This window comes from Streptomyces scopuliridis RB72 (assembly GCF_000718095.1).
In the GTDB taxonomy this organism is placed as follows: domain Bacteria; phylum Actinomycetota; class Actinomycetes; order Streptomycetales; family Streptomycetaceae; genus Streptomyces; species Streptomyces scopuliridis.
The window spans coordinates 115,793-140,499 of sequence record NZ_JOEI01000010.1; the positions used below are offsets into that span (position 1 = coordinate 115,793).

Genomic DNA, 24,707 nt, shown 5'->3' on the forward strand with positions numbered 1-24,707 from the left:
CCCGTGGAGCTGAGGTTCGGGATCATCGGCTGCGGGTCCATCGGCGGTTTCCTGGGGCGGCTCCTCGCCCGGGAGGACCCCGAGCTGAACGGCCGGGCCCGGCTGACCGCCGTGGCAGGACGCGACCGGGCACGTGCCCGGGAACTCGGCGCCGAACTGGGCTGCGACCACCTCGACGTGCCCGGACTGCTCGCTCGTACGGACGTGGACGCCGTCCTGCTGTGCACACCGAGCGGAACACACGCCGACCTCGGAGCCGCCGCGCTCCGCGCGGGAAAACACCTGCTCGTCGAGAAGCCCATCGATGTGTCACCCGCCGCCGCCGACCGGCTGATCTCGGTCGCGCGGCAGGAGGGCGGAACGCTCGGTGTGGTCTCCCAGCGCCGCTTCGACCCGGCGACCCGCCTCGCCCGGTCGGCGATCGACGCCGGGGAGCTGGGGCGTATCACCTCCGTCCTGATCGAGCTGCCCTGGTGGCGCGAGCAGTCCTACTACAGCTCGGGCAGCTGGCGCGGCACCCGCCTCCTCGACGGGGGAGGGGCGCTGATGAACCAGGCCGTGCACGCGGTGGACCTGGCCCAGTGGCTGGCCGGACCGGTGGTGGAGGTGGCCGCGCACACCGCCCTGCTCGCACACCACGACATCGAGGTGGAGGACGTGGCCACCGCGAGCCTGCGGTTCGCGAGCGGCGCGCTGGGCGTACTGCTGGCCACCACCGCCGCCTACCCGGGCCGTACCGCCCGGATCTCGGTGCACGGCGACCGGGGCTCGGTGGTCATCGACAGCGACGAACTGGAGTACTTCCACGTCGCGCGCGAAGGTGAACGGGCGCCCGCCTACGGGGCGTTCGGCAGCGCCAACCAGGCGGCCGACCACGCCCCGTCCCAGAAGCGCGACACGGCCAGGGACCGGATCGGCCTGCTGTACCAGCCGCATCGCGACCAGCTTCTGGACTTCCTCGACGCGGTACGGGACGACAGGCCCCCGCTGGCGGACGCGGAGGCCGGACGGCAGGCGGTGGCCGTCGTGACCGCCGTCTACACATCGGCGGCGACCGGAGGACCGGTACGGCTCAGTACCGGCACGCGACACGAGGAAGGCACAGCGTGAGCGACGTCATGCACGACAGGGAAGCCGACCGGAAAGCGGCGCTGGCCCAGCTCTTCGACCGCAGCTCGCCGACCTACGAACGGGTCGGGGTCGAGCACTTCAACGACCTCGGCCGCCGGCTGGTCGCCCACGCCGGGGTCGCGGCCGGGCACCGAGTGCTGGACGTCGGGTGCGGCACCGGCGCCGTACTGATTCCCGCCGCACGGGCGGCCGGACCCGACGGCGAGGTCATCGGCGTCGACCTGTCCGGCGGGATGGTGGCACGGGCTCAGGAGGAGGCGGCCCGGCAGGGACTGCGCCAGGTGCGGGCCGTCGTCGGCGACGCGGAGACCGTCGCCCTGGAGGACATCGCCACCGCACCCGGCTCGTTCGACACCGTCCTCGCCGGGATCTGCCTGTTCTTCTTCCCCCGCCCGCAGACCGCCGCGGCCCGCTACCGCGAGCTGCTGAAGCCGGGAGGACGGTTCGGGGTGTCCTGGTGGGGGCGGCCGGACCCGCTGTGGGACCCGGTGTACGCGGCCGGCGCACCGTACGGCCGGGGCCCCTCCTCGCACACCCTGCCCGAGACAAGCCCCTTCCGTTCCGTGGACGCCCTGCACGCCATGCTCGCGGAGGCCGGCTTCGCCGAGGCCGAGACGGCCGAGGAGGACTGCGTCACCCACTTCACCAACGCCGAACAGTGGTGGCGGTGGGTGTGGTCGACCGCCGGGCGCCAGTTCTGGGAGAGCGTCCCCGACGACGAGCGCGCGAAGGCCGTCGCCGCCGTGAACGCGAAACTGGACTCCCTCAAGGCCCCCGACGGGAGCCTCACCATGACCTCGAAAGTACGGTTCACCCTGGCCAAGAGGTCCTGATGGGGACGGCTCCCGCCAGGACGGACCCGTCCGCCACCACTGTTCCGGCCCGGTACGCACTGTTCTCGCCGGAGTGGCTCGGCGGCTCCAACGCCGCGTTCGCCGCGCTCCCGGCCGACGAGAGCGCCGCCATCCGGGTCTCCCTGGACATCACCGACGCGCCCGAAGGCACCGCCGACGCGCTCGACATTCTGATCGACCTCACCACCGGCGCCCTCCGGTTCACGGCGGGCCACAGCGCCGTACGCCCCACCCTCGCCTTCACGCTCACCCACGCGGACGCCGGCACGCTGCTGTTCGGAGACCAGACGCGGCGGACGCGACTGTTCGAACACGGCGGCCTCCGGCTGGAAGGCGCGTTCCTGTTCGTGTTCTTCCTCGACCGGATCTTCCAGCAGGACGTATCGGGGGAGCTGGCGAGACTGCGGGCCGGAACCGCCGGCCTCGTGGAGCCTCCGGGCCCGCCGCCCGCGCGGCGGACACACCGCCCGGTCGTCGGCCGGGAGGAGGACGAGACAGCGGCGGTGGAGTCGGCGCACGACACGCTGCCACGGACCATGGCGGTCCTGCGCGCCGAGCTCGGCCGCACCACCCCCGGGGCGCAGCTGTACGTCTCGCACGCCTCGTCGCGTACCGCCGTGTCCGTCGCCCTCGGGGAGAGCCGGCCCCAGGTGCCCTTCACCCGCCGGTCGTGGCCGATCTGGTACTGCTGCTCCAAAGCGGTCGGGGCCGTGGCCGTCGGACAGCTCTGGGAGCGGGGGCTGCTGGACCCGCTGCGTCCCGTCGCCGAGTACCTCCCGTGGTTCGAGGGCGAAGGACGGGAGAAGATCACCCTCTTCCAGTTGCTGACCCACACCACCCCGGTCCCCATGGCACTGGACCCCCTGCACGGCACCTTCGCCGCCCCGGCCGGAGTGCGCCGCGAGCAGCTGCGCACGATGCGGATCCCACTGGGCGCCGCACCGGGGACCAGGATCAACTACGCGCCCTGGTGGGCCTGGTTCCTGCTGGCGGACATCGTCCGTGCGGTTGACGGCCGGAGTTACGAGCGCTACCTGACGGAAGAGGTACTGGCGCCCTGCGGGATGACGGACACCCGGATGGTGCTCACCGCCGAGGAGTACCGGGACGTGGCCGGCCGGCTGCCGCTGATCCACATCACCGGAGGCGGCTTCCCGGCCGAACCGACCCAGTGGTACGCCACGGAAGCCTCCTGCACCCGCCCCATCCAGGGGCTCAACATGCGCGGACCGATCGAGGACCTCGGCCGGTTCTTCGAAACGCTGCTGGCCGACGGCCAGGGAACAGGCGGCCGGATCCTGCGGCCGCAGACCGTCATGGCGATGACCGCACGACACCGCGTCGGCCTCACCGACGCCTTCGGCAATGCCGACTGGGGGCTGGGATTCCGGCTGGAATCACACCACCTCGGCAAGGAGTACACAGCCTTCAGCCAATACGCCTCCCGCCGTGCCTTCGGCCACTACGGACTGTGGACGTCCGTGGCCTTCGCCGACCCGGACACCGGAGTCGTGGCCGCCGTACATCTCAACGGCAAGGCGTCGCAGGACGAACACCAGCAACGGATGCTCGCCATCGGCGACGCCATCCATCACGATCTCGGCCTCGTGTGATGTGCCAGTTCTTTCAAGAGGGGAATCAGAATGACTCAGTCGCGGAATGACGCCGGATCTCCCGGATCTCCCGGGTCTCCCGGGTCTCCCGGATCTCCACACGCGATCATCGACATCGCCACCGCGTTCTGGAAGTCGAAAGTCTTGCTGAGCGCAGTTGAACTTGGCATATTCACCGAGCTGTCGGGGCGGTCCCGTACGACCGAGGAGCTGTGCGCGCGGCTCGGGATCAAAGGCCGGGGAGCGCCCGACTTCCTGAACAGTCTGGTCTCTCTGGGAATGCTGGAGCGCATGGAGGGGCGCTACCGTAACTCCCCGGTGGCCGAGGAATACCTCAACCCCCACAAACCCGCCACGGACGTGTCCGGTTATCTGTCCTTCCTGAATTCCGGATTCGGCTGGTGGTCCCGGCTCACCGAAGGGCTGCGCAGCGGCGATCGGCTGGACTTCTCCGGTGCACTCGCCGAATCGGGCGGCGGCGACGGCCGTACGGCGGGCGACGGCACGCTGGTGGAGGCCGACGCCGAAAGCGACACCTTCGGCGAGGCGTTCGCGACCCCCGACCAGGTCACGGGCTTCGTACGGGCCATGACCGGCTACAGCATGGGGGCGAATCAAGCCATCGCCACCGCGTTCGACTGGAAGCCGGTACGCACGGTCGTGGACGTGGGCTGCTCCGAGGGCGCGCTGCTGGCCCAGGTACTGGGCGCCCACGAGCACCTGCACGGCGTCGGGTTCGACCTGCCCGCCGTGAGCGACCGCTTCACCCACCATCTCGACCAGGCGGGGGTCACCGACCGGGCCCGATTCGCCGGCGGCGACTTCTTCCACGATCCGCTGCCGGCCGGGGACGTGATCGTCATGGGCCATGTGCTGCACGACTGGAACGTGGACATCAAGCAGATGCTCATCCGGAAGGCCTACGAGGCGCTGCCGTCCGGCGGCTCGCTGCTCATCTACGAGTCGCTCATCGACGACGAGCGCCGGACCAACACCACAGGGATGCTGACCAGCCTCAATGTCTCGTTGGTCTCCGCCGGGGGACTGGGCTACACCGGTTCCCAGTGCCGGGACTGGCTGACCGAGGCTGGCTTCGGGTCCATCACCGTCAGCCACCTCGACGGGCCCGAATACATGGTCGTCGGCGTCAAATAGACGGATCCGGCCAGATGACGACCGACGAAGGAGAGCCGTCCCTGTCCGGGACCGCTCCCGGCGGCTGTCCCCGGACCAGGTCCGGGGACAGCCCTCCAAGTCCCCTCGGAAATCAGGCGGTTGCCGCGCACACCCAGCACGCCACCGGGGTGCAGCGCGGCCCCATGCTCCCCTACCTCCCACGGCATCCGGTGCCGGACGTCGTGCGTGTGCTCGCGCCGACCGGCGACCGTCTCTGGCTTGTCACCCGCTACGAACTCGGGCGTCAGGTGCTGACCGACCCCCGGTTCAGCCGGGCCCTGGCCGTCGCGGGGTCGGCACCCGCCATCCACCCCCTGCGGCCGGACCCGGTGGCCCTCACCAGCCTCGATCCGCCCGCGCACGGCCGGCTGCGCAAACTGGTCAACCGCGCCTTCGTCCCCGAGGCCATGGCCGCCCAGGAGGGCCCGATCCGGCGGACGGCCCGTGGCCTGCTCAAGGACAGGCGCGCGATCGACCTCGTATCCGGCTACGCGATGCCGCTGTCGGCCTCCACGATCTGCCAGGTACTGGGCGTACCGGAGGCCGAACAGGACCGATTCTCCCGGCTGGCCGACCGGGCGCACGGCATCACCCCTTGCTCACCACAGGAGTCGGAGTCGGCCAGGAGCGAACTGCGCGCGTACTTCGCCGCGTTGGCTGACCTCGCACGCCGTGAACCCGGGGAGCATCTGCTCGGCACGCTGATCCTGGCCCAGGAGCAGGACGGCGCGCTGGACGAACAGGAACTGCTCGCCCTCATCGAGCTGCTGCTCAACGCGGGGTACGAGACCACGATCGGCCAGACCGGTCTCGCGGCGCTCGCTCTGCTGGAACACCCGGCGCAGTGGCGGGAGACGGTGTCCCGGCCGGGGCTGATCCCAGGGGCGGTGGAGGAACTTCTGCGGTACGCGCCCGTCGTCCCGATCAGCTTCACGCGTGTGGCGCGGCAGGACATCGAGCTGGGCGGGGAGCGGATCGGGACGGGGGAGGGTGTCGTCGTATCGCTGCTGCACGCCAACTTCGACGCGGCCGAACACGCGGACCTCGAAGTCCTCGACGTCCGGCGTGACATGCCCAGAAATCTGACCTTCGGGCATGGACCGCATGTGTGTCTCGGGGCCCAACTGGCCCGGCTCCAGCTCCGCGTCGCACTGGAAGAACTGGTCCGGGCGGCCCCCGGGCTGCGCCTGACCGTCCCTCCGACCGCCCTGCGCTGGCGGCCGGCCGAGGCCGTCGTACGCGGGCCGACCACACTCCCGGTGTCGTGGTGACGCGCGGCCCCGGGAGGTGAAGCGGTACGCCGTGCGGCGGCGGTGAGCCAATCCGCGGGCGACGACCGGCGTCGGAACAGTCCGCCCATGCCCGTCCTTCCCTTGTTTTCGCCCGTTGTTCGTCGCCCGTCGCGGTCTTCGCGGCGGGCGACGTCTGTTGTCGTCCTCCCGTAGTTATCGGCGGCGCGGTAAATCGCGGCAAAGCAATGGCCGGATATCACTGGCGATGATTGGTATGTACCTGATGGGGTCGCGCGGAGAATCAGTCCGGCAAATCGTAGCTGTGTGGCCGATCCCTCCACTCAATGGACGGAGCGGAAACACCGGGTCACTCCGTCGCCAAACTCCTGGATTTGGCTTGTATTTTCTCACGCGATGTTCATTCGCCGTTCTTGCTGGTTCATGATTCCGGCCCGGGGTGGCGGCCGGGCCGGACGCCTGAGCGGCGCACTTCGCGGAAGGGTGAAACCGTGAGGATGGCGAATACGCGTGGTCTTCCACTCGTCCGGGTCCGGGCCCGGTCGTGCTCCCGGAGTCGACGAAGAATCAGCTGAGTGATGTCCGTTCGGGCATGTCGAAAACGTTTACCTGAGGGATTCGGACCCCTCTGCGAACTCAAGACAGTTCGCACTCGACTGATTACACTGGATTACCAGGAGGTTCGGATTGCGATGATTCTACGTTCCTGAGTTTGAGCGACGTATTCCTTGAGTGCAAAGGTAGGACGATGAACTGGGCGAGCCCACGGGATTACGCGGCGGAATTCGGTGAGCTGCTGGCGGAAGCCGGGCCACATCAGGGCGGCGTGATGGCCCTGCACGGAGGTCCGGGGACGGGGAAGACCACGCTGCTGCGGAGATTCCGCGAACACGCGGCGGAGTCCGGAGCGTTGTATCTGGCCGCCACCGGTTTCCGGAACGAGAGCGACGTTCCCTTTGCCACCATCGAACAACTGACGCACTCCTCGGGCCTGCCCGCGGAGGCGCGGGCGGCCGTGCACCGGTTGTGGGAGGGCGGTGTGCCGCGGGAAGCGTCCGACAGCGGGCATGTCGAGCGGATGCGGGATCTGACCTCGGCGCTGGAAGCCGCCGCGCGGAAGACGCCCCTCGTGGTCGCGGTCGATGACACGCAGTACGCGGATGAACTGTCCCGGGCCTGTCTGCTCCATCTGGCCCGGCGCGCCCAGAACAGCGGAATCATCATGGTCATAACCTTCGGTCAGGCGCTGTGCGAGGGCCACGCGGATCGAACGGAGGAGTTCCTCCTCGTTCCGGGATGTCGCGTGGGGGAGATCGCACCGCTGTCGAAGGCGGAGGTACGGCGGCTGCTGGAGGGCAGGCTCGGCGCGGGTACGGCGGAGGAGCTGCTCGCCGCCGTGCACCGTGTCAGTGGCGGCAGCCCCGCCCTCGTCCACGCGCTGATCCGCGACTACAAGGCCGCCCGCAAGGCCCGCCCGGAGCCCGGGGCGGCCGGTGAAGAGGACGCCGTGGTGGGTAAGGCCTTCGAGTGGGTGTATGTGGCTCGTCTGAAGCACCACCCTCAACTGCTGGCGTATGTAAGGGCGCTGGCCGTCCTCGGCCCACACGCGACCCCGGCCCGGCTGGGGCAGCTGCTCGACCGTGGCCCGGAGCGGCTGGCCATGGAGATGAGGGAGCTGGAGCTGGCGGGGTTGCTGGAGGACGGCGGGTTCCGGCATCCGGCCGCCCGCAGGGCTGTGCTCAAGGCGCTGGGCGGTGACGAGTGCGCCGGGCTCCATCTGCGTGCGGCGGGGGTGCTGCAGGCGGAGGGGGTGTCCGTGACCACGGTGGCGGAGCACCTGGTGGCCGGCGGCGGGATACCGGACGACGCCGGCGTCGCGGTGTTACTCCGCGCGTCGAGGCAGTTGCTGGCGGAGGGGAAGGTGGACGCCTCGCTGCGGTGCCTGCGACTGGCGGACCGGGCCGAGCCGGCGGAGCCGCAGCGGGTCGAGGTCGACCTGGGGTTGCTCGGCGCGCTGTGGTGCGTCAATCCCGCGGCGGCGGAGCCGGAGGTGAGCCGTCTGATGTCCGCGATGAGTGCGGGAGCGCTCGACGCGCGGGCCGTCCACGCGCTTGTCGCGTGGCTGTTGTGGTTCGGCCGGACGAAGGAGGCCGGCGAGGCGATCACTCATCTGGGGAAGTCCTACGACCCACGGGATCCGCGCGCGGGGGAGCAGCTGACGGCCACCCGGGCGATAGTGGCGCACTTGAGTCCGGCGTTGCTCCCCGACCTGCCGGAGTCGGATCCGTCCTCGGGCATACGGGACATGACGTCAGCCGCCTATCTGGAGCACGCGGCGCACATGTCCCTCGGCCCGTCGGGCGTACCGCTCGGCGACAACGACCTGCTTGTCCTCGACCGCGACGAGACGGACACGGGCGACGCGGGGACGTTACCGCCTCCCGTCCCCGGAGCGCGGTACTCCTGGGACCGTGACGCCATCACGCTGCTGGAACTGGTCCAGCACGGGGATCTGTCCCAGGCCGAGCGACTCGGTGCGGCGTTGCTGGCCCGGCTTCCCGCCGAAGGATCTCCCGCCCGCTTCGCGATCTTCCAGAGCGTCCACGCCTATATCGCCCTGCAACGAGGTGAGATGGACACCGCGGTCACTCGCGCGGCCACCGCTCTGGAACACCTTCCCCACCACGGCTGGGGTGTGGTCATCGGCACTCCCCTGTCCACCCTGGTGCACGCCCACACCGCCATGGGCCGGTCCGACGAAGCCGCCCGCTACCTCGAATATCCCGTCCCCGATGAGATGTTCCACTCCACCATCGGCCTGTTCTACCTCGTCGCCCGCGGCCACCACAGCCTGGCCACCGGACGCCCCTACGCGGCTCTCAACGATTTCACCGCCTGCGCCCCGCTGGGCGAGAAATGGCACTCCCGCTCGCGCCACCTCCTCGGCTGGCGCACCGGAGCCGCCGAGGCCTACGTCGCACTCGACGAACCGGCCCGCGCCCGCACCATGGTCGAACGCGAACTCGCCGACATCGGCCCCCGTCCCTCGCGCTTGCGTGGCAACGCCCTGCGGATCCTGGCCGCCACGAGCCCTCCGGATCAGCGCGAGGCACTCCTCCGGGAAGCCGTGCACATCCTGCGCCTGTCCGACAACCGCTTCGCCCTGGCCCGGGCTCTCGCCGATCTCGGCCGGAGCCAGCTCGACAACGGCCGCGTCCAGGAGTCCCGCACCGCGTGGGAGGAGGCACAGCAACTCGGACACCAGCCCGAAGCCCGTACTTCCCCTTGGATGACGTGGATGCCCAGCCACCCCCGCACCACCTCCGACCTTCCCGCCGTCAGCTCCTCCTCTGCCGACAAGCCTCTTCTCTCCGACGCCGAACGGCGCGTCGCCGCCCTCGCCTCCGAGGGCAAGTCCAACCGGCAGATCGCCCGGCACCTCTACATCACCGTCAGCACCGTCGAGCAACATCTCACTCGCGTCTACCGCAAACTCTCCGTGCGCCGCCGGGCCGAACTCTCCCAATTCCTCGGCCTCCTGACCAACGGGATGGACTTCCCCGCCGACTGAAGTGCCTGGTGTGGCCGCGGGAGCAGGGCGCGCCGAAGCGACCGTGGCTGGACGCTCGGGCTGCCGGACGGGCCGGCCCGGTGGCCAGGTGGCGGGGTCGGTTACGGCGTTACCGCATTGCCGCCGAAGGTCACGACGAGGCGGCCATCCGCGGCGAAGGACCAGTTCAGTGCGCCGTTGTACGAGGCGCACCGGGACCCGTTGGAGCCGGACCAGAACTGGTTCGAGCTGTCGGCCCTTGGTGACCAGGTCCCGAGTGCGCAGTCCGTCGACGACGCGGGTGATACGGCTGGGAGTCAGGCCCATCGGCGCAGCGAGCTCAGCCATCCGCAAGCGGTGCTCGGGTGCTTCGCTGAGCCTGAGGAGGACGGCGAAGTCCGTCATCGTCAGGCCCGCGGTCCGGTTCACCCCGCGCAACTGCGCGGCGCGGTCAAAGACGCCGCCGACGGGCTCGGACGCCTCGACATCCTCGTCAACAGCGCCGCGGTCATGGTGCCCGGCACCATCGACCCGGCAATCTACCGCTCCGCGTGCTGTCTCGCGCCCCGGGTTGACCGCCTGCGAGTTGACCGCCCGCGAGTTGGCGCCCCGTAACGGCGGGTACCCCCGCAACCCCCGTAACGGCGGGTCCCCCGTAATGGCGGATCGTCCGGGGCCGGTCGGGCATCCCGCTCAGGTGGCACCGTTTGAATGATCAAAACAGCGAGGGGTTACCATATGAGCGCCGCCTAGCTCGAAAGATAAATCTGTGACTGTCGCTGAGGAATCGTTCACCAACTGGAAGAACCGCGAGGAGATCGCGGAGGCGATGATCCCGATCATCGGGAAGCTGCACCGGGAGCGGGACATCACCGTCCTGCTCCACAGCCGCTCCCTGGTGAACAAGTCGCTGGTCAGCATCCTCAAGACCCACCGATTCGCCCGGCAGATCGCCGGCGAGGAACTCTCGGTCACGGAGACGCTTCCGTTCCTGCGAGCTCTCACCACGCTCGATCTCGGCCCTTCTCAGATCGACATCGGCATGCTCGCCGCGACGTACAAGGCAGACGACCGCGGTCTCTCCGAGGAAGAGTTCACCGCCGAGGCCGTCGCCGGCGCCACGGGTGACAACAAGATCGAGCGCCGCGAGCCGCGCGATGTCGTCCTCTACGGGTTCGGCCGCATCGGCCGCCTCCTCGCCCGCCTGCTCATCGAGAAGACCGGCTCCGGCAACGGCCTGCGGCTGCGCGCCATCGTCGTACGCAGGGGCGCCGGCCAGGACATCGTCAAGCGCGCCTCGCTGCTGCGCCGTGACTCCGTCCACGGCCAGTTCCAGGGCACGATCACCGTCGACGAGGCGAACAGCAAGATCATCGCCAACGGCAACGAGATCAAGGTGATCTACTCCGACGACCCGACGTCGGTGGACTACACGGCGTACGGCATCAAGAACGCCATCCTCATCGACAACACCGGCAGGTGGCGGGACCGCGAGGGCCTGTCGAAACACCTCCGCCCCGGCATCGACAAGGTCGTGCTGACCGCGCCCGGGAAGGGCGACGTCCCCAATGTCGTCCATGGCGTCAACCACGACATGATCAAGGCGGACGAGCAGATCCTGTCCTGCGCGTCCTGCACCACCAACGCGATCGTCCCGCCGCTGAAGGCGATGGCGGACGAATACGGCGTCCTGCGCGGTCACGTGGAGACCGTCCACTCGTTCACCAACGACCAGAACCTGCTGGACAACTACCACCAGTCCGACCGCCGCGGCCGGTCGGCGCCTCTCAACATGGTCATCACCGAGACCGGTGCCGCCTCCGCCGTCGCCAAGGCGCTGCCCGACCTCAAGGCGAGGATCACCGGCAGCTCGATCCGCGTCCCGGTGCCGGATGTCTCGATCGCGATCCTCAGCCTGCAACTGGCGCGCGAGGCCAGCCGCGAGGAGGTCCTCGATTACCTCCGTAACGTGTCGCTGAACTCGCCGCTCAAGCGGCAGATCGACTTCATCAGCGCCCCCGACGCGGTCTCCAGCGACTTCATCGGCTCGCGCCACGCCTCGATCGTCGACGCCGGGGCCACCAAGGTCGAGGGCGACAACGCGATCCTCTACCTCTGGTACGACAACGAGTTCGGCTACTCCTGCCAGGTCATCCGCGTCGTCCAACACGTGTCCGGCGTGGAGTACCCGACGTACCCGGCCCCGGCGGTCTGATCCTGGTATCAGGACAGTGCGGACGGTTTCCGGGGCGGGGGCAGCCGGTTGAGGATTTCCCACAAGGGCCGGGAGCCGGCGGCCCATTCGCCCAGCAGGTGCCGGTCGACCAGATGAAGACGCTGGGACTTCGCGTACGGGGGGCACTTCGAGCTGAAGCGGCCGTTCGTGACGAGGACGATGACATCGCCGCCGTGAAGCTGGCGCCCGGTGCCGTTCAGGACGTGGAGGTCGGGGGTGCCGATCGCGGATCCGGACCAGCCGGCCCGGCGGTGTTTGCACTGGATGACCCAGCGGCGCCCGAGCGGGTCGGTGGCCTTCACGTCCGCGCCGTTGTCGCCGCGGCCACCGACCTGGACGGCGTCGTGGCAGCCGTCCCGCTTCATCAGATCCCGCACCGCGTACTCGAACTCCCGGTGATGCAAGGCGTCCAGCTGCGAGAGCTGGTAGCGCAACCCCTGCTCCTTCACCCGTGCCCACTGCGCGTGCTGGCCGCGCCAGTGCACCCAGGCCGCACCGGCCCCGCCCGCCAGTACGGTCAGGACCACCAGCACCCACCGGTGCGCGGCCAGCCACTGGAACACTGCCACCGTGACGGACGCCCCCGCCACCACCATGAGCAGCCGTCCGATGCCCTCGATCGGCGCGGCCTGCTTCCCGCGCGTCCGCTGGCCCACCACCCTGCCGCGTCGTGCCGCGGGACGGTACCGGGTGGGCGGCCTGCGCCGGGTCATCGCCGCGCCTCGGTATCGATGGCGATGCGACCGTCTCCGGCCGCCCGGGCGGATAAGACCGCCAGGCCCAGCGCCGAGTCCCCTTGGCGCGCTCCCGTCGCGGACCGTCGAACCCCCGGAACCTGGGGGCCGTTCCGCTTCACGTAGGCGTCAATCCCCATAGCTCTCCCCTTGGTTGGAACGGCGCTCCCCGCACCGGTGAACATCCAAGCACTCGCCGGAGACGGTCAGCGACCGATTGTCCACACTCTGTTATGGGATTGGCGGGTGAGACCACAGAGGCATCTGCCCATCCCGGCAGGGGGAACTGCTCCGCCCTCAGGCCGTCGGCTTCGAGCCGCCGCGCCCCGGGGCCAGGGCCTGGGCGCACCAACCGCCGGCGTGCCGCGAGGCGGGTGGCGCGGGACACGCCGTTGGCGGTCAGGGTCAGGACGCGGTCCTCGGCGTCGAGGACGTGCCGACCGCGCAGGCGGCGGCGATCAGGATGAGGACGGGCACCGGGCGGGTGCGGCGGACCGTGAGCGCGACAGCCACCAGACCGCCTACCAGCGTGGCCGCCAGGAGGTCCGCGGCCGTCGGAGCGGCACCACGCGACAGCGCGTACCCGGGCCACACCGCGGCCTGGGCGCCGAGCAGCAAGACCGGGAGGAACTGGTTGTCAGTTCGTTCCATGATGTGCCGCACGCTACGGTCACGTGCGGACCGCGGGCATCCGGCCGCAGGACGATCACCACCTCTCACCAGAGATAGGGACAGGCCCCGCGGCCACCCCCGCACGGCCCCAGCCGCGCACCGCAGGGCCGCGGCCAACGCCGAACGTCAGGCGTCGGTTGTGTGGTGGGGCGTCGCGTGTGAGTTACGCAGTTCTTCGTTGAGGCGCTGGGCTTCTTCGAGTTGGTCTTCGAGGATGACGATGCGGCAGGCTGCTTCGACGGGGGTGCCCTGGTCGACGAGTTCGCGGGCGCGGGCGGCGATTTTCAGCTGATAGCGGGAGTAGCGGCGGTGTCCGCCTTCGGAGCGCAGGGGCGTGATCAGGCGGGCTTCGCCGATGGCTCTCAGGAAGGCGGGGGTGGTGCCGAGTATTTCGGCGGCGCGGCCCATGGTGTAGGCGGGGTAATCCTCGTCGTCGAGACGGTCGAGAGAGCTCTCTGCGCTCATGTGCACCTCTGATCAGGGGAACGCGTCGAGGGGCCTCGATGCCGTACGCCGACGCGGCCCCGCGTGTTGTGCAACACCATCTGCCGGCCTACTGGGATGGCCAGCCTTCTGCACCTCTTGCCTACGAGCACGACATTAGTCCCGACAGGCCCGCATGTCTACTCTCGCCATAACAGATTTTCTATGAGGGGGAATGTCGGTCTTCTGCCGTCACCGCTACGTCGACCGGAGCGCCGTAGTGCTTGCTCATGGCGAAGCTGAAGCCCCGCAGTCGGAACAGGGCGACGTCGAGCGTCCAGCCCGTCCTATGTTCGCTCCACGTGCAGCCGCAACCGGGTGGCCACGGGCTGCACCGGCAGTGCCAGCCCTCCGAGGAGAGGCGGAAGACGCGCGGGAGCCGGCGGTGGCAGCGGTGTGGTCGATGCGTGATGCCTCTGATTCGCGGTGCGGCAGGGGAGACGCACGTCACATCCGCTCATGTCACAGCTTGCCGAGCTGTTCCGTCGTATCGGTACAGCCACCAACAACGGCAAGGAGTGCATCATGGGTGCTCGCTTGAATCTCTTCGACAACCCGGTCGCGGCCAAGTCCCTGAGGCACATCACCTCGGCGGGCAAGGTGGTCTCGGACTCGACGCTGCCGGCCGCGACGCGCGACCTGGTGCTGCTCCGGGCCAGCCAGATCAATGGCTGCGGTTTCTGCACCGACATGCATACCAAGGACGCCGCACACGCGGGGGAGACCTCCACCCGCCTCAACCTGGTCGCGGCCTGGCGAGAGGCCACGGTGTTCACCGATGCCGAGCGCGCTGCCCTGGAGCTGGCGGAGCAGGGCACCCGCATCGCCGACGCGGCCGGTGGTGTCACGGACGACGCTTGGGCGAATGCCGCCAAGCACTATGACGAGGACCAGCTCGCCGCCCTGGTATTGCTCATCGCCGTCATCAACCTCTTCAACCGCGTGAACGTCATTGTCCAGCAGCCCGCCGGTGACTACCAGCCGGGCCAGTTCGGATAACGGGAGTACCCGGCCGGGACCGCCGGAGCCGTCCCGCACCAGAGGCGGCACACGCCCCGGGTGCCCCTCGTCAGGGCCCGGGGCGTTGTTGTGTGGCGTGTCGTCAAAAGTAGCGCCGTACTCCCGCAGTGAGGGGACGGTTGTCATCCGCATGCTGCCGCTGAGGCAGGCGGACACTTTGTGCTCGGCCCAGATGCAGCGGAACTCATCGCTCGCTCCAGCATACGGTGCACGCCATGCCCGACAGGCCGCCGAAGCGGGCGGCATTCATCCCCTTCGGTGGCCTGTCAGGCGCCAGGGCTCACGTCCGACGCGGCCGCTCCTCACACGACGGACAGGGCGATACACCTAGTTGGTCATCGCTTTGCCGGTCTCCAGCAGGGTCTTCAGGTCGCTGAGCACGAGACTCCAGCCGCCGCCCGCTTCGCTGATCTCTCCCGCGACCTGGGCCGCGTGGGCCGGCGCGCCGGTGACGTCGTGGGTCACGGTGAGTCTCGTGACGCCGCCGTACGGCTCTTCCTCGATCTCGTAGGTGAGGCGCGTGAACGGCTCGCCCGCCAACTCGGGGGAGAAGAGCATCCGGTACGTCTGGACGAGCTTGCGCGGCGGATCGGCTTCGATGATCTCGCCCTCGATGATCTGTTCCGGCGCGCCGTGGCGGCGCATCTCGTCGCTCGACAGCACCCGGTATGCGCCGCCGGTGCGGGGATCGAGTTCGGACGCGCAGCGGTAGCCGTACTTCTCGCTCCACCCGGGCTTCGTGATCGCGTCCCAGACCGCCTGGGGTGTCGCCCTGATGTAGACCCGGTGGACCTGAACGGTCGTGGTCTCCTCGGCTGCGACTGTCATGTGTTTCCCTCCAGCTCGTTCTTGAGTTCTGCGAGCGCCGTCACCTGACGCTCGGTGTACTTGTCGATCCACCGGTCATGGATCAGCCGGATCGGCACCGGGTTCAGGAAGTGCAGCTTCTCCCGGCCGGACTTGCGCGTGACAACGAGTCCTGCCTCCTCCAGCACCTTCAGGTGTTTCATCGCTCCGTACCGCGTCATCTCCAGCTCGGACTCCAGCTCGGTCAGCGTGCGGCCGTCGCGTACGAAGAGCAGGTCCAGCAGGAAACGACGCGTCGGATCAGCCAGCGCCTTGAAGACACGGTCGTCGTCGGTCACAGCTCCAAAATAGGTGACCAGAAGGTCACATGTAAAGGGTGTCAGCCTCACGGTCATGAGCCTCGACCCGACCGGCACTGGCCCGGACTCGGGTACGGCGATAAGGGGGCAGCCCATCGACTCGACCCCCCGGTCCACCCACGAACTCGGCCTCCAGCCCGAGGCGTACGACCCGCAGGCGGGGTGGGGGCCCCGGTTGACGGGTGCCCAGCTGCGGGAACTGACCCTCTCTCGGGTCGGGGTTGTGCGGGAGGAGGCCGGGTCAGATCACGCGGAAGAGGTCGGCGGCGGCGTGGACGTCGGTGAGGTCCTCGATGGAGCGGAGGTTGTCGCACAGAGCCTCCAGGACCGAGCCGGCTTCGGCGGCGCGCGGGGCGCCGATGGCCACGCCGAAGACCCGGAAGCCCAGCAGGTGCTTGGCGTCGTTCCAGCCGCGCATCCATTCCTCGGTGACGCCGCATTCGTCGTCGGTGATCATCACGATGTCGCCGCGCGTGCGGGCGGTGTCGTTGAACTCCTCCTCCAGCAGTTCGCCGGCCGCTGTCAGCGGCCTCTGGTAGCTGGTGCCGCCGCCGAGAAAGGTCTCCGCGAAGTCGAGCACCTGGGCGATGCCGGCGGGCCGGCCGGCCGGGAAGCGGAAGACCTGGATCTTGTCGGCGGCGGAGAACAGGATGCCGACGAAGTCACGCTCGGCGTGGCGGGCCTGATCCAGCAGCGCCAGGGCGCACGCCTTGGACCACGCCTCCCGGGTGACTCCGCCGGGCCCTGTCTCGTACATGGAGTGCGAGGTGTCTACGCACGCGATGATGGCGCCCCGGCCGGTGCTCTGCTCTCCCTGGCTGTCGTAGAGCATCAGCTCCCCGGCGGCGTAGCGCGCGGCGAACACCGCACGCAGCTCAGGCAGGCCGAGGTTGGCCAGCTCGGAGGGGATCACGCGGGAGAGGTCATCGCCGAGCGTGACGCCGACCAGCTCCCCGGCGGTGTTCTCCACCTTACGGGCGCGCTCACCGCTGGCCATCTGCCGGAAACGGCCGATCAGCTCGGCCCACTGTGCGAGACGGCTGGTGCGCAGCCGCTCGGCGAGTTGGGCACGCTGGTCGAACGGCATCCGCTTCAGGTCGCCGGGAGCAACGCCCCATGCCCGCATCAGCGCGGCCTCCTCCCGCGCGGCCTCGGCGGCCTTCGCCGCCGCGTTCCGTGCGCCGGCACGGGTACCGGGGGCCGCCGCCGCGAGGGCCCGCGCGGCGTCCTGGGCGGTCCGCTGCGCAGCGGACTCGGCGGACTCGGAGGCGTCGATCGCCTGTTGGACGGCGTCGGCGGCCGGGGTCGGCACGGTGCCGTCCTCGTCGGCCTCGTCGGCGGCCCGCTGGAGCGCCGCGCCCACGGCGGTCGCCGCGCCTTCGGCGTTCTGCTGGGCCGTCTTCGCCTGCTCGGCCTGTTCCTGGGCATCCTGGGAGCGCTCCAGCATCCGGCGCAGCGCGGCAGCCTGGGCGAGCACGGCCATGGCGGCGGCGTAGGGGTCGCCGGCAGTCTCCCGGCGCAGTTCGGCGAACTCCAGTGACTCCACCAGTGAGGCGATGACCTGGTGGTTGACCAGTCGGGAGGCGTCCATCTCCGCGCGCTCGCGCAACCGCGGGCCGACTTTGTAGGCGGCCAGGAACGCGTCGGTCAGGAGGTCGGTGGCGTAGTCGTAGCGCTCGCTCAACTCATGGGCCAGCTCGCGCAGTCCGGCCGACTGCTCGTAGGTGTCGCGCCATGCGATCTGTTCGAACCGGTCCGCGACCACGGCCGCGGTGTGCCGCTCGGAAGCGGCAGCGGACAGGCCCAGCCACTTCCCGGCCCGGCTCGCCAGCTCGTCGAGCTTGCTCGGTGTCGTGCCCATGGTCCTGCTCCCCCGGCGTTCAGAGCTGGGCCTGCACCATGCTCGCGTCCACGCCGAGGGCCTCGGTGAGAACGCGGGCGCGGACGGCGCGCTGGCGGCCGGTGACTCGGTCGATGGCGGCGGTGGAGCGGCCGGCACCCGCCGCCTCCTCGCGCAGCTTCTCCAGCCGCTTCCCCGCCATGGCGAGCTTGTTGTGCGCCTTCTTGATGACCCACTCGCTCAGCGCCTCGCGGGACTGACCGGCCATGGCGTCGAGCTGGGCCTCCAGCTCCTCGATGGCGTCGGCCAGGTCGAGTGCCTCCTTGGCGTCGGGGTTGACCAGTTGCAGCACCTCGCGCTCGACGGTCGGGCGTTCGGCGGGGGAGTCCCACAGCACGTGAGTCAGCACCGACAGGTCGGTCTCGGCGACCGCCGGGCGGCCGTCGAGGTACGCGGACGCCTGGAGCAGGCCTACCGCCTGGCGCCAGCGGCGGTCGGAGGCGACGAGTTCCTTGCGGCGCAGGGCGGCCCGCAGCGTACAGATCGCGTCCACGATCACGTCAGGGACGTCTACGGCCGGGACGGCTTCGGTCACGGCGTGCTGTAACGCGGCCAGCTCGATGGTGGTACGTGTCGGTGCCGCCGGGCGGCTGACGGCGGAGCGGACCAGCGCGGCGAAGTTCGAGGGGTCCGCCAGGTACCCGACCTCGATCCGCACCAGCAGCCGGTCGTAGATCGCGGCCGAATCCTCCCCGCCGGGCAGTTCGTTACTCGCCGTGATGGCCCCGATCAGGGGGCAGCGGATCGGCTCGCCGCCGCTCTCGGGGTGGTAGATCCGCTCGTTGAGGTAGCCCAACGTCTCGTTCAGCGCCGCCGTGGAGCACTTGAAAATCTCGTCGATGAACGCGACATGCGCGGTCGTGGCGCGGCCGTCGTAGACCTGGCGGTACTCACCCCGGGCCAGCGCGGCGACGTCGATGGGACCGAACATCCTCGTCGGCGCGGTGAACTTCGACAGGAGGATCTCCCAGTAGGCCGCCCCCTCGACCCTGCCCGTGAGCTCCCGCGCCATCTCGGACTTCGCCGTTCCGGGAGGGCCGAGCACCAACGAGTGCTGACCGGCCAGGAGCGTCACCAGCAGCGTCCGCACCACGTCAGTCCGCTCGTAGAAACGGTCCGACACCTCGTCGCTGATCGCCCGCAGCTTCTCAGCCGTGTCCTGCGCGTTCCGCGTGTCCTGCGCGTTCTGTGCGCCCATCTTCAACTCCTGCCCAGTGAAGCCCTGTTGGGCTGACGAGACGGCCCTTTGCCCGAGCAAGATAACTTGGGGTTCGGAGCGGGTGTGTCGCTCAGTGGGGAGACCCGGCGATCTGTACGCGGTCGCTGTCGTTGTCGGAGAGGAACGACGCCAGTTCCCGCCCCTGCTCGGCCACGGCGGTGCGGTCGGCTGCGGAGAAGCGGCGCAGCGGCGTGACGAGCACGGTGCCGGCCGTGACGCTCCAGGTCGCGGCCACCCGGCCGTCGACCAGGACGACGCGGGCGCCGGTGACGGACAGGCCGCGGTGGGCGTCGTCGATGATCCGGGTGCGGTCGTGGTAGCCGAGGATCGCGTTGTCGAACGCCGGCAGGAACCGCACCGGGGCGGGCGTGTCGGGGTCGGGGCGCGGCGCGTCGGGGAGGTCAAGCAGTTCCCGGCCTCGCTCGTCGCGGAAGGTGACCAGCTCCTCGCGTATCGCGGCCACCGCGGCCGGCAGTCCGGCCAGGCCGCACCAGGCGCGCAGGTCGGCCGAGGCCGCGGGGCCGAACGCGGCCAGATAGCGCCGTACCAGCGCCTGGCCCACCGGATCGGAGCCGTCCGGGGACGGAGGGGCGATCTCGCGACCCAGCCAGGACGAAAGCAGGACGTTGCGCACTCCCGCCTTCGTGCGCCAGAGCCCGCGCGGTGGCAGCTGTGCCATCGGTACGAGGGCGGCGACCAGCATCTCGCCCAGTGCGCGCGTTCCCGGCGCCGGCCAGCGCTCGGCGAGCGCCCGCGCGAGCTCGGTCATCGAGCGGGGCTCGCCGTCGGCCATGACCGCCCGGCCCGCCGCGGCGAGTTCGTCGAGGTCTGTCCCGGCGAGCTCGCGACGGTAGGTCCCGAGTACCCGTTGGCGCAGCATGGTGTCGTGGCGGGCCCGCCAGGCCAGGGCGTCGTCGGCGGTGAGGAGGTGGACGGTACGGCGCATGAGGTGGGTCCGTACGACGCGCCGCCCGGTCAGCAGGTCCGAGAGCACCGCCGGGTCGAACGCGCGCAGCCGCGACCAGAGCCCGACGAACGGTTCCTGCGGTTCCTGCGCTTGCAGACCGCCGAGGTGCGCGACGGCGTCGAGGACCGGCACGTCGGCGCGATCGAGCAGCAACTGCCGTGCCAGCGTCGCGCGGTTGAGCGCCCGGGTGTCGAGAACGGTCATCGGGTCACGCCCGCGGCACGCTGGTCGGCCGGTCGCCGGCGCGGAGCCGCCCGTCTGAGGGCCGGTGGCGTGTACGACACGTCGAGCGGGCCGAGGCCGGTTCCGGGCGCCACGATCCGGTCGATCCGGTCGAGGACTTCGCCGTCGAGAGTGGTCGCGGCGCCGGAGAGGAGATCCTCAAGATGCTCCATGGTGCGGGGGCCGACGATGGCGCCCAGGCGGTAGGGGCTGACCTGAATCCCGGTCCGCCCCAGCTCGCGCATCTTCACGGTGACGCCATTCCCTTCGATTCCGTTCACGTCCTGGTTCACCGCGTCCGGTGCGCGGTACCGGATCGGGCCGGTGGCCCGATCCGGACAAGGTCCGTCACCGGTGGTCAGGTCGACTTCTGCCCGTCGAGCGTCTCGCGCAGGATGTCCGCGTGCCCGGCGTGCTGGGCGGTCTCGGCGATGACGTGCGTCAGCACCCGGCGGACGCTGCGTACCGCTCCCGGCTCGTTCCAGGGCGCCTCCGGCAGCGCGTGCGTCGCCGACAGGTCGGGCACGGAGGCGATGACCTCCTCGCTCCGGGCGGCGACCCGCTCGTAACGCGCGACGATCCCGGCCAGCGTCTCGCCGGGCAGCAGCTGGAAGTCGTTCTGGTGGTCGATCGCCCACTGCGGGAACTCGCGTGCGGTGCCGGCCGCGAGGTCGTCCCAGGTGACACCGTCGGGCAGGTCGTAGCGCATCGCCGAGGGGCCCTCGACCACGAAGCGCATCCAGCCTTCCTCGATGGACGCGACGTGCTTGATCAGCCCGCCCAGGCACAGCGCGCTGACCGTCGGGCGCTCGCCCGCCTGCTCGTCGCTGAGCCCGCGCACCGTCTTGGTCAGGGCGGATCGCGCGGTCGCGAGCGCGTCGAGCAGGTCGGCTCGCTCGGCGTCGAGGGGGGAGAGAGGCGTGGTCGTGGCGGTCACGGTGATCAGGTCCTTCCGGTTGTTCTCGTTCTTGTTCTCGTTCTCTGGCACGAGACAACAATCGCAAGAGAAGCGGACAGGTTGTGGCCGCTTCTCAGGTCAAGATGGAGTCATGCCGAAGACCTCAGCGCGACTGCTCTCCTTGCTCTCGCTGCTCCAGGCGCGCCGGGACTGGCCCGGGGCGCTGCTGGCCGAGCGGCTGGACATCAGCCCGCGCACCGTGCGCCGCGATGTCGATCGCCTGCGCGAGCTCGGCTATCCCATCGTTGCCTTCAAGGGGCCCGACGGTGGGTACCGCCTCGACGCCGGTTCGGAGCTGCCTCCGTTGCTGTTCGACGACGAGCAGGCCGTCGCCCTCGCCGTCGCCCTCCAGATCGCCACCACCAGCGGCGCCGGCATCGAGGAAGCCGCGGTACGCGCGCTGAACACCGTCCGGCAGGTCATGCCCGCCCGGCTGCGCCACCGCATCGACACCCTCCAGGTCACCGCCGTCGAGCGGCCCGCGATCCGGCCGAACCCGCAGGTCGACAGTGGCGTGCTCATGACGCTCAGCGCGGCCGTCCACGCCCGCGAAGTGCTGCGCTTCGACTACGTCCCAGCGTCCCCACCGGGAGCCACCGACGACGACCGCGCCGAACCCCCTCCGCGCCGGGTCCAGCCCCATCACCTCGTCACCTGGGGCGGGCGCTGGTACCTCGTCGCCTGGGACCTCGACCGCGAGGACTGGCGCACCTTCCGCGCGGACCGGATCACTCCGCGTACCCCCACGGGGCCCCGCTTCACCCCGCGTGAACTGCCCGGAGGGAACGTGGCGGCCTTCGTCGCCGGCAGATTCCGCGGCTCAGACGGCTCAGACGGCTCACACGGCTCGGGCGACTGGCCCTGCCGCGGCGAGGTGATCCTCGACCTCCCCGCCGCCGCCGTGTCCCCCTACACCCGCGACGGAGTCGTCGAGGAACTCGGCCCTGACCGCTGCCGGCTCGTGCTGGGCTCATGGTCATGGCCCGGCCTGGCCGCCGCCCTCGGCAGGTTCGACGCCGGCATCGAGGTCGTCGGCCCGGCCGAGCTCAAGGACGCCTTCGCGCACCTGGCCCGCCGCTACGCCGACGCCGCAGCCGACGCACCCGCCCCACCGCCCCCGAGCCCATGAGCCGAGCGCACGTCGACCACCGTTCGGCGTGGCTCGGGCAGTGCGAAGAGCTGACACCGCGCCGCTTCACCGTCATCCATTCGGCTGTTCTTTCACGAGCCCGCGGAATGGGGGCAATCGACCGCTGACGGGCCCAGCGGCCGGCCGGCTCAGGTGGGACGTTTCATGTGCGAGCAATACCGCTTACACGTAGCGGCGTCACACTGATGAACCATGCGCCACTCAAGATCCTCCACCACCCGCATCAGCCGTCGGCAGCTGCTCGCCGTCTCCGGTGCCCTCGCGCTGACCGCCGCCTGCGGCTCCAACACCGGCCGCGGCGGGGGAGCGGGCGGTGGCCCCGCGCTCGGTCAGTGGTATCACCAGTACGGCGAGGCCGGCACCGAGGAGGCGGTGAAGCGCTATGCGGCCGCGTACGGGAAGGCGCGGGTCAACGTCCAGTGGCGGCCGGGGAATTACGACCAGCAGACCGCCGCGGCACTGCTGACCGAGAACGCGCCGGACGTCTTCGAGGGCGGGCCGACCCTGGACCAGATCCGGGGCGGTCAGGTCGCCGATCTCACCGGCCTGCTGAAGGGCGTACGGGACGACTTCCATCCCGCGGTGCTCGCCCCCAAGACGTATCAGGGCAAGGTCTACGGCATCCCGCAGGTCATCGACACGCAGATGCTCTACTACCGCAAGAGTCTGCTGGACAAGGCCGGTGTCCGGCCGCCGGGGACGCTTGACGAACTGATCGACGCCGCAAAGGCGTTGACCACGAAGGACGTCAAGGGCCTCTTCCTCGGCAACGACGGCGGCGCCGGTGTCCTCGGTGCCACCCCGCTGCGCGCCGCCGGCCTGGAACCGGTCACCGCCGACGGGGAAGTCGGGTTCGACGACCCGCGGGCCGCCAAGACCCTTGGCAAACTGCACCGGTTCCACGCCGACGGCTCCCTCCTGCTCGGTGCACCCACCGACTGGTCCGACCCGTCCGCGTTCGTCCAGGGGCTGACCGCCATGCAGTGGACGGGACTGTGGGCCCTGCCGCAGATCCAGAACACACTGGGCGACGACTTCGGCGTCCTGCCCTTCCCCGAGGACGGCCCACAGGGCGGCCCGTCGGTCCCGGTCGGCGCCTACGGCGCGGCCGTCAGCACGCACAGCGGTCATATCGACGCGGCGAAAGCGTACGTGAAGTGGCTGTGGGTCGAACGCACCGACTTCCAGGAGGACTTCGCGCTCTCCTACGGCTTCCACATTCCCGCCCGGATCTCGCTGGCGAAGAAGGCGGCCAAACTCGCCAAGGGCGCGGCGGCCGACGCCGTCCGGTTCACGGCCGACCACGGATACGCACAGCCCCTGCTGTGGACCGAGAGGAGCCGGACCGCCTACCAGGACGCCCTGAGCCGGATCATCACCGACGGCGCCGCCCCGGACGCACAGCTCAGGACGGTCGTCGCGACGACGAAGGCCGAGCTGAAGCGGGTGCGGTCATAACCACCCGGACAACTCACAAGAACTGCGACTCACTTGGGCGGCGACTGCGCGGACCCCAGAACCGCTACGTGTGGTTCTGGGCCTTCGTCGGCCCCTTCGCCGCCGGGCTCGCTCTCTTCACCTACGTACCGCTGGTGTGGAGCGTCTGGCTGAGCTTCTTCGACGCCCACAACACGGTGACCCCGACCGAGTTCGTGGGCTTGGACAACTACACCGAAATCCTCGGCGACCCCTCCTTCACCTCCAGCCTCACCACCTTCGCCGTCTTCTCCCTCTTCATCGTCCCGGCGACATACGCCCTCTCGCTCGCCCTCGCGCTGATGGTGCACCGGCTGCGCTTCGCCCAGGCGTTCTTCCGCTCGGTCTTCTTCCTGCCCACCGCCTGCTCCTACGTCGTCGCCGCGATCATCTGGAAACTGTCGGTCTTCAACGGCGTGCGGTACGGGCTGGCGAACACGGTGCTCGGCTGGTTCGGCGGCTCCGACATCGCCTGGCTGTCGACCACCAGTCCGCCGTGGTACTGGCTGGTCATCGTGACCGTACGGCTGTGGCTCCAGGCCGGGTTCTACATGGTGATCCTGCTGGCCGGACTCCAGCGCATCCCCGCCACCCTCTACGAGGCCGCCGCGGTCGACGGCGCCCGCCCCGGCTGGCAGGTCTTCCGGCACATCACCTTCCCGCAACTGCGCGCGACCTCCGTCGCCGTCGTCCTGCTCCTGGTGGTCAACGCCTTCCAGGCCTTCGACGAGTTCTACAACCTGCTGTCCACCGCGGGCGGTTACCCGCCCTACGCCAGACCGCCCCTGGTCTACCTGTACTACGCCGCACTGGGCCAGGGGCAGAACCTGGGGCTCGGCAGCGCGGGGGCCGTGATCCTCGCACTGATCATCGCTGTCGTGACGGTGATACAGGCACGCTGGTTCGGCCTCGGACGCCGGGAGGACTGAC

The 24,707-nt window shown here is 70.0% G+C and carries 21 protein-coding genes and 2 pseudogenes; 11 read left to right on the forward strand and 12 right to left on the reverse strand.

The features are described 5' to 3' along the window. Positions 1-3: 3 nt before the first annotated feature. The 6 genes from IF11_RS0115215 (at position 4) to IF11_RS0115240 (ending at position 9,595) form a co-directional block, all read left to right on the forward strand. Positions 4-1,110, forward strand: a complete 1,107-nt coding sequence (locus tag IF11_RS0115215) for a Gfo/Idh/MocA family protein (protein ID WP_030352120.1) — start codon at positions 4-6, stop codon at positions 1,108-1,110. After that, on the forward strand, positions 1,107-1,964 hold the full coding sequence (locus IF11_RS0115220; protein ID WP_240627760.1) for a class I SAM-dependent methyltransferase: 858 nt from the start codon (positions 1,107-1,109) through the stop codon (positions 1,962-1,964). The genes IF11_RS0115215 and IF11_RS0115220 overlap by 4 nt, the downstream gene beginning before the upstream one ends. Beyond that, complete coding sequence (locus IF11_RS0115225; protein WP_030352122.1) at positions 1,964-3,598, forward strand: serine hydrolase domain-containing protein; 1,635 nt, start codon at positions 1,964-1,966, stop codon at positions 3,596-3,598. The genes IF11_RS0115220 and IF11_RS0115225 overlap by 1 nt, the downstream gene beginning before the upstream one ends. Positions 3,599-3,628: 30 nt before the next feature. Continuing rightward, positions 3,629-4,753 (forward strand): methyltransferase, encoded by a 1,125-nt coding sequence (locus tag IF11_RS0115230; RefSeq protein WP_051745937.1) that lies wholly within the window; start codon positions 3,629-3,631, stop codon positions 4,751-4,753. Between the two features lie 164 nt (positions 4,754-4,917). Beyond that, positions 4,918-6,045, forward strand: a complete 1,128-nt coding sequence (locus tag IF11_RS0115235) for a cytochrome P450 (RefSeq protein ID WP_037727796.1) — start codon at positions 4,918-4,920, stop codon at positions 6,043-6,045. A 727-nt stretch (positions 6,046-6,772) separates the two neighbouring features. Continuing rightward, positions 6,773-9,595 carry a helix-turn-helix transcriptional regulator gene (locus tag IF11_RS0115240; RefSeq protein ID WP_030352125.1) on the forward strand — a complete coding sequence of 941 codons (2,823 nt, stop codon included), beginning with the start codon at positions 6,773-6,775 and terminating at the stop codon, positions 9,593-9,595. A gap of 101 nt (positions 9,596-9,696) precedes the next feature. Here IF11_RS0115240 and IF11_RS42065 read toward each other — a convergent pair. Together IF11_RS42065 and IF11_RS38910 are read right to left on the reverse strand one after the other, a co-directional pair. After that, positions 9,697-9,831 (reverse strand): annotated as a pseudogene (locus IF11_RS42065) (right-handed parallel beta-helix repeat-containing protein); the annotation flags it as partial. 55 nt (positions 9,832-9,886) lie between these two features. After that, a pseudogene (locus IF11_RS38910) lies at positions 9,887-9,979 on the reverse strand (hypothetical protein); the annotation flags it as partial. A gap of 364 nt (positions 9,980-10,343) precedes the next feature. Here IF11_RS38910 and IF11_RS0115250 point away from each other — a divergent pair. Beyond that, on the forward strand, positions 10,344-11,789 hold the full coding sequence (locus tag IF11_RS0115250) for a glyceraldehyde-3-phosphate dehydrogenase (protein WP_030352127.1): 1,446 nt from the start codon (positions 10,344-10,346) through the stop codon (positions 11,787-11,789). An 8-nt stretch (positions 11,790-11,797) separates the two neighbouring features. Here IF11_RS0115250 and IF11_RS0115255 read toward each other — a convergent pair whose 3' ends face one another. The 3 genes from IF11_RS0115255 to IF11_RS0115265 all read right to left on the reverse strand — a co-directional run bounded on the left by IF11_RS0115255 (position 11,798) and on the right by IF11_RS0115265 (position 13,681). Further along, entirely contained in the window at positions 11,798-12,523 is a 726-nt protein-coding gene (locus IF11_RS0115255) for a restriction endonuclease (RefSeq protein WP_030352128.1), read from the reverse strand. A 426-nt stretch (positions 12,524-12,949) separates the two neighbouring features. After that, positions 12,950-13,195, reverse strand: a complete 246-nt coding sequence (locus tag IF11_RS0115260) for a hypothetical protein (RefSeq protein ID WP_133243282.1) — start codon at positions 13,193-13,195, stop codon at positions 12,950-12,952. A gap of 147 nt (positions 13,196-13,342) precedes the next feature. Next, positions 13,343-13,681: a MerR family transcriptional regulator gene (locus IF11_RS0115265; protein ID WP_030352130.1), complete on the reverse strand. Its 339-nt coding sequence runs from the start codon at positions 13,679-13,681 to the stop codon at positions 13,343-13,345. A 543-nt stretch (positions 13,682-14,224) separates the two neighbouring features. On the opposite strand from IF11_RS0115265, the gene IF11_RS0115270 reads away from it, so the two are divergent. Further along, positions 14,225-14,698 carry a carboxymuconolactone decarboxylase family protein gene (locus tag IF11_RS0115270; protein WP_030352131.1) on the forward strand — a complete coding sequence of 158 codons (474 nt, stop codon included), beginning with the start codon at positions 14,225-14,227 and terminating at the stop codon, positions 14,696-14,698. Positions 14,699-15,046: 348 nt separating this feature from the next. Here IF11_RS0115270 and IF11_RS42070 read toward each other — a convergent pair whose 3' ends face one another. The 7 genes from IF11_RS42070 to IF11_RS0115305 all read right to left on the reverse strand — a co-directional run bounded on the left by IF11_RS42070 (position 15,047) and on the right by IF11_RS0115305 (position 21,130). Continuing rightward, positions 15,047-15,547, reverse strand: a complete 501-nt coding sequence (locus IF11_RS42070; protein WP_030352132.1) for an SRPBCC domain-containing protein — start codon at positions 15,545-15,547, stop codon at positions 15,047-15,049. Further along, on the reverse strand, positions 15,544-15,864 hold the full coding sequence (locus IF11_RS42075) for an ArsR/SmtB family transcription factor (protein WP_030352133.1): 321 nt from the start codon (positions 15,862-15,864) through the stop codon (positions 15,544-15,546). Before IF11_RS42075 ends, IF11_RS42070 begins: the two co-directional genes overlap by 4 nt. A 262-nt stretch (positions 15,865-16,126) precedes the next feature. After that, entirely contained in the window at positions 16,127-17,746 is a 1,620-nt protein-coding gene (locus IF11_RS0115285) for a VWA domain-containing protein (RefSeq protein WP_030352134.1), read from the reverse strand. A 19-nt stretch (positions 17,747-17,765) separates the two neighbouring features. After that, positions 17,766-18,983, reverse strand: a complete 1,218-nt coding sequence (locus tag IF11_RS0115290; RefSeq protein ID WP_030352135.1) for an AAA family ATPase — start codon at positions 18,981-18,983, stop codon at positions 17,766-17,768. A gap of 91 nt (positions 18,984-19,074) precedes the next feature. Next, positions 19,075-20,175 carry a winged helix DNA-binding domain-containing protein gene (locus tag IF11_RS0115295; protein ID WP_030352136.1) on the reverse strand — a complete coding sequence of 367 codons (1,101 nt, stop codon included), beginning with the start codon at positions 20,173-20,175 and terminating at the stop codon, positions 19,075-19,077. Further along, entirely contained in the window at positions 20,172-20,474 is a 303-nt protein-coding gene (locus IF11_RS0115300; RefSeq protein ID WP_240627776.1) for a hypothetical protein, read from the reverse strand. Before IF11_RS0115300 ends, IF11_RS0115295 begins: the two co-directional genes overlap by 4 nt. A 77-nt stretch (positions 20,475-20,551) precedes the next feature. Further along, on the reverse strand, positions 20,552-21,130 hold the full coding sequence (locus tag IF11_RS0115305) for a DinB family protein (protein WP_030352138.1): 579 nt from the start codon (positions 21,128-21,130) through the stop codon (positions 20,552-20,554). 112 nt (positions 21,131-21,242) lie between these two features. On the opposite strand from IF11_RS0115305, the gene IF11_RS0115310 reads away from it, so the two are divergent. The 3 genes from IF11_RS0115310 to IF11_RS0115320 all read left to right on the forward strand — a co-directional run bounded on the left by IF11_RS0115310 (position 21,243) and on the right by IF11_RS0115320 (position 24,706). Then, positions 21,243-22,280 (forward strand): helix-turn-helix transcriptional regulator, encoded by a 1,038-nt coding sequence (locus IF11_RS0115310; protein WP_030352139.1) that lies wholly within the window; start codon positions 21,243-21,245, stop codon positions 22,278-22,280. A gap of 213 nt (positions 22,281-22,493) precedes the next feature. Next, the gene (locus tag IF11_RS0115315) at positions 22,494-23,759 is read left to right on the forward strand and encodes an ABC transporter substrate-binding protein (RefSeq protein ID WP_030352140.1); all 1,266 of its coding nucleotides are present in this window, start codon (positions 22,494-22,496) and stop codon (positions 23,757-23,759) included. Further along, positions 23,756-24,706 carry a carbohydrate ABC transporter permease gene (locus IF11_RS0115320; RefSeq protein WP_051745948.1) on the forward strand — a complete coding sequence of 317 codons (951 nt, stop codon included), beginning with the start codon at positions 23,756-23,758 and terminating at the stop codon, positions 24,704-24,706. Before IF11_RS0115315 ends, IF11_RS0115320 begins: the two co-directional genes overlap by 4 nt. Position 24,707 lies beyond the last annotated feature (1 nt).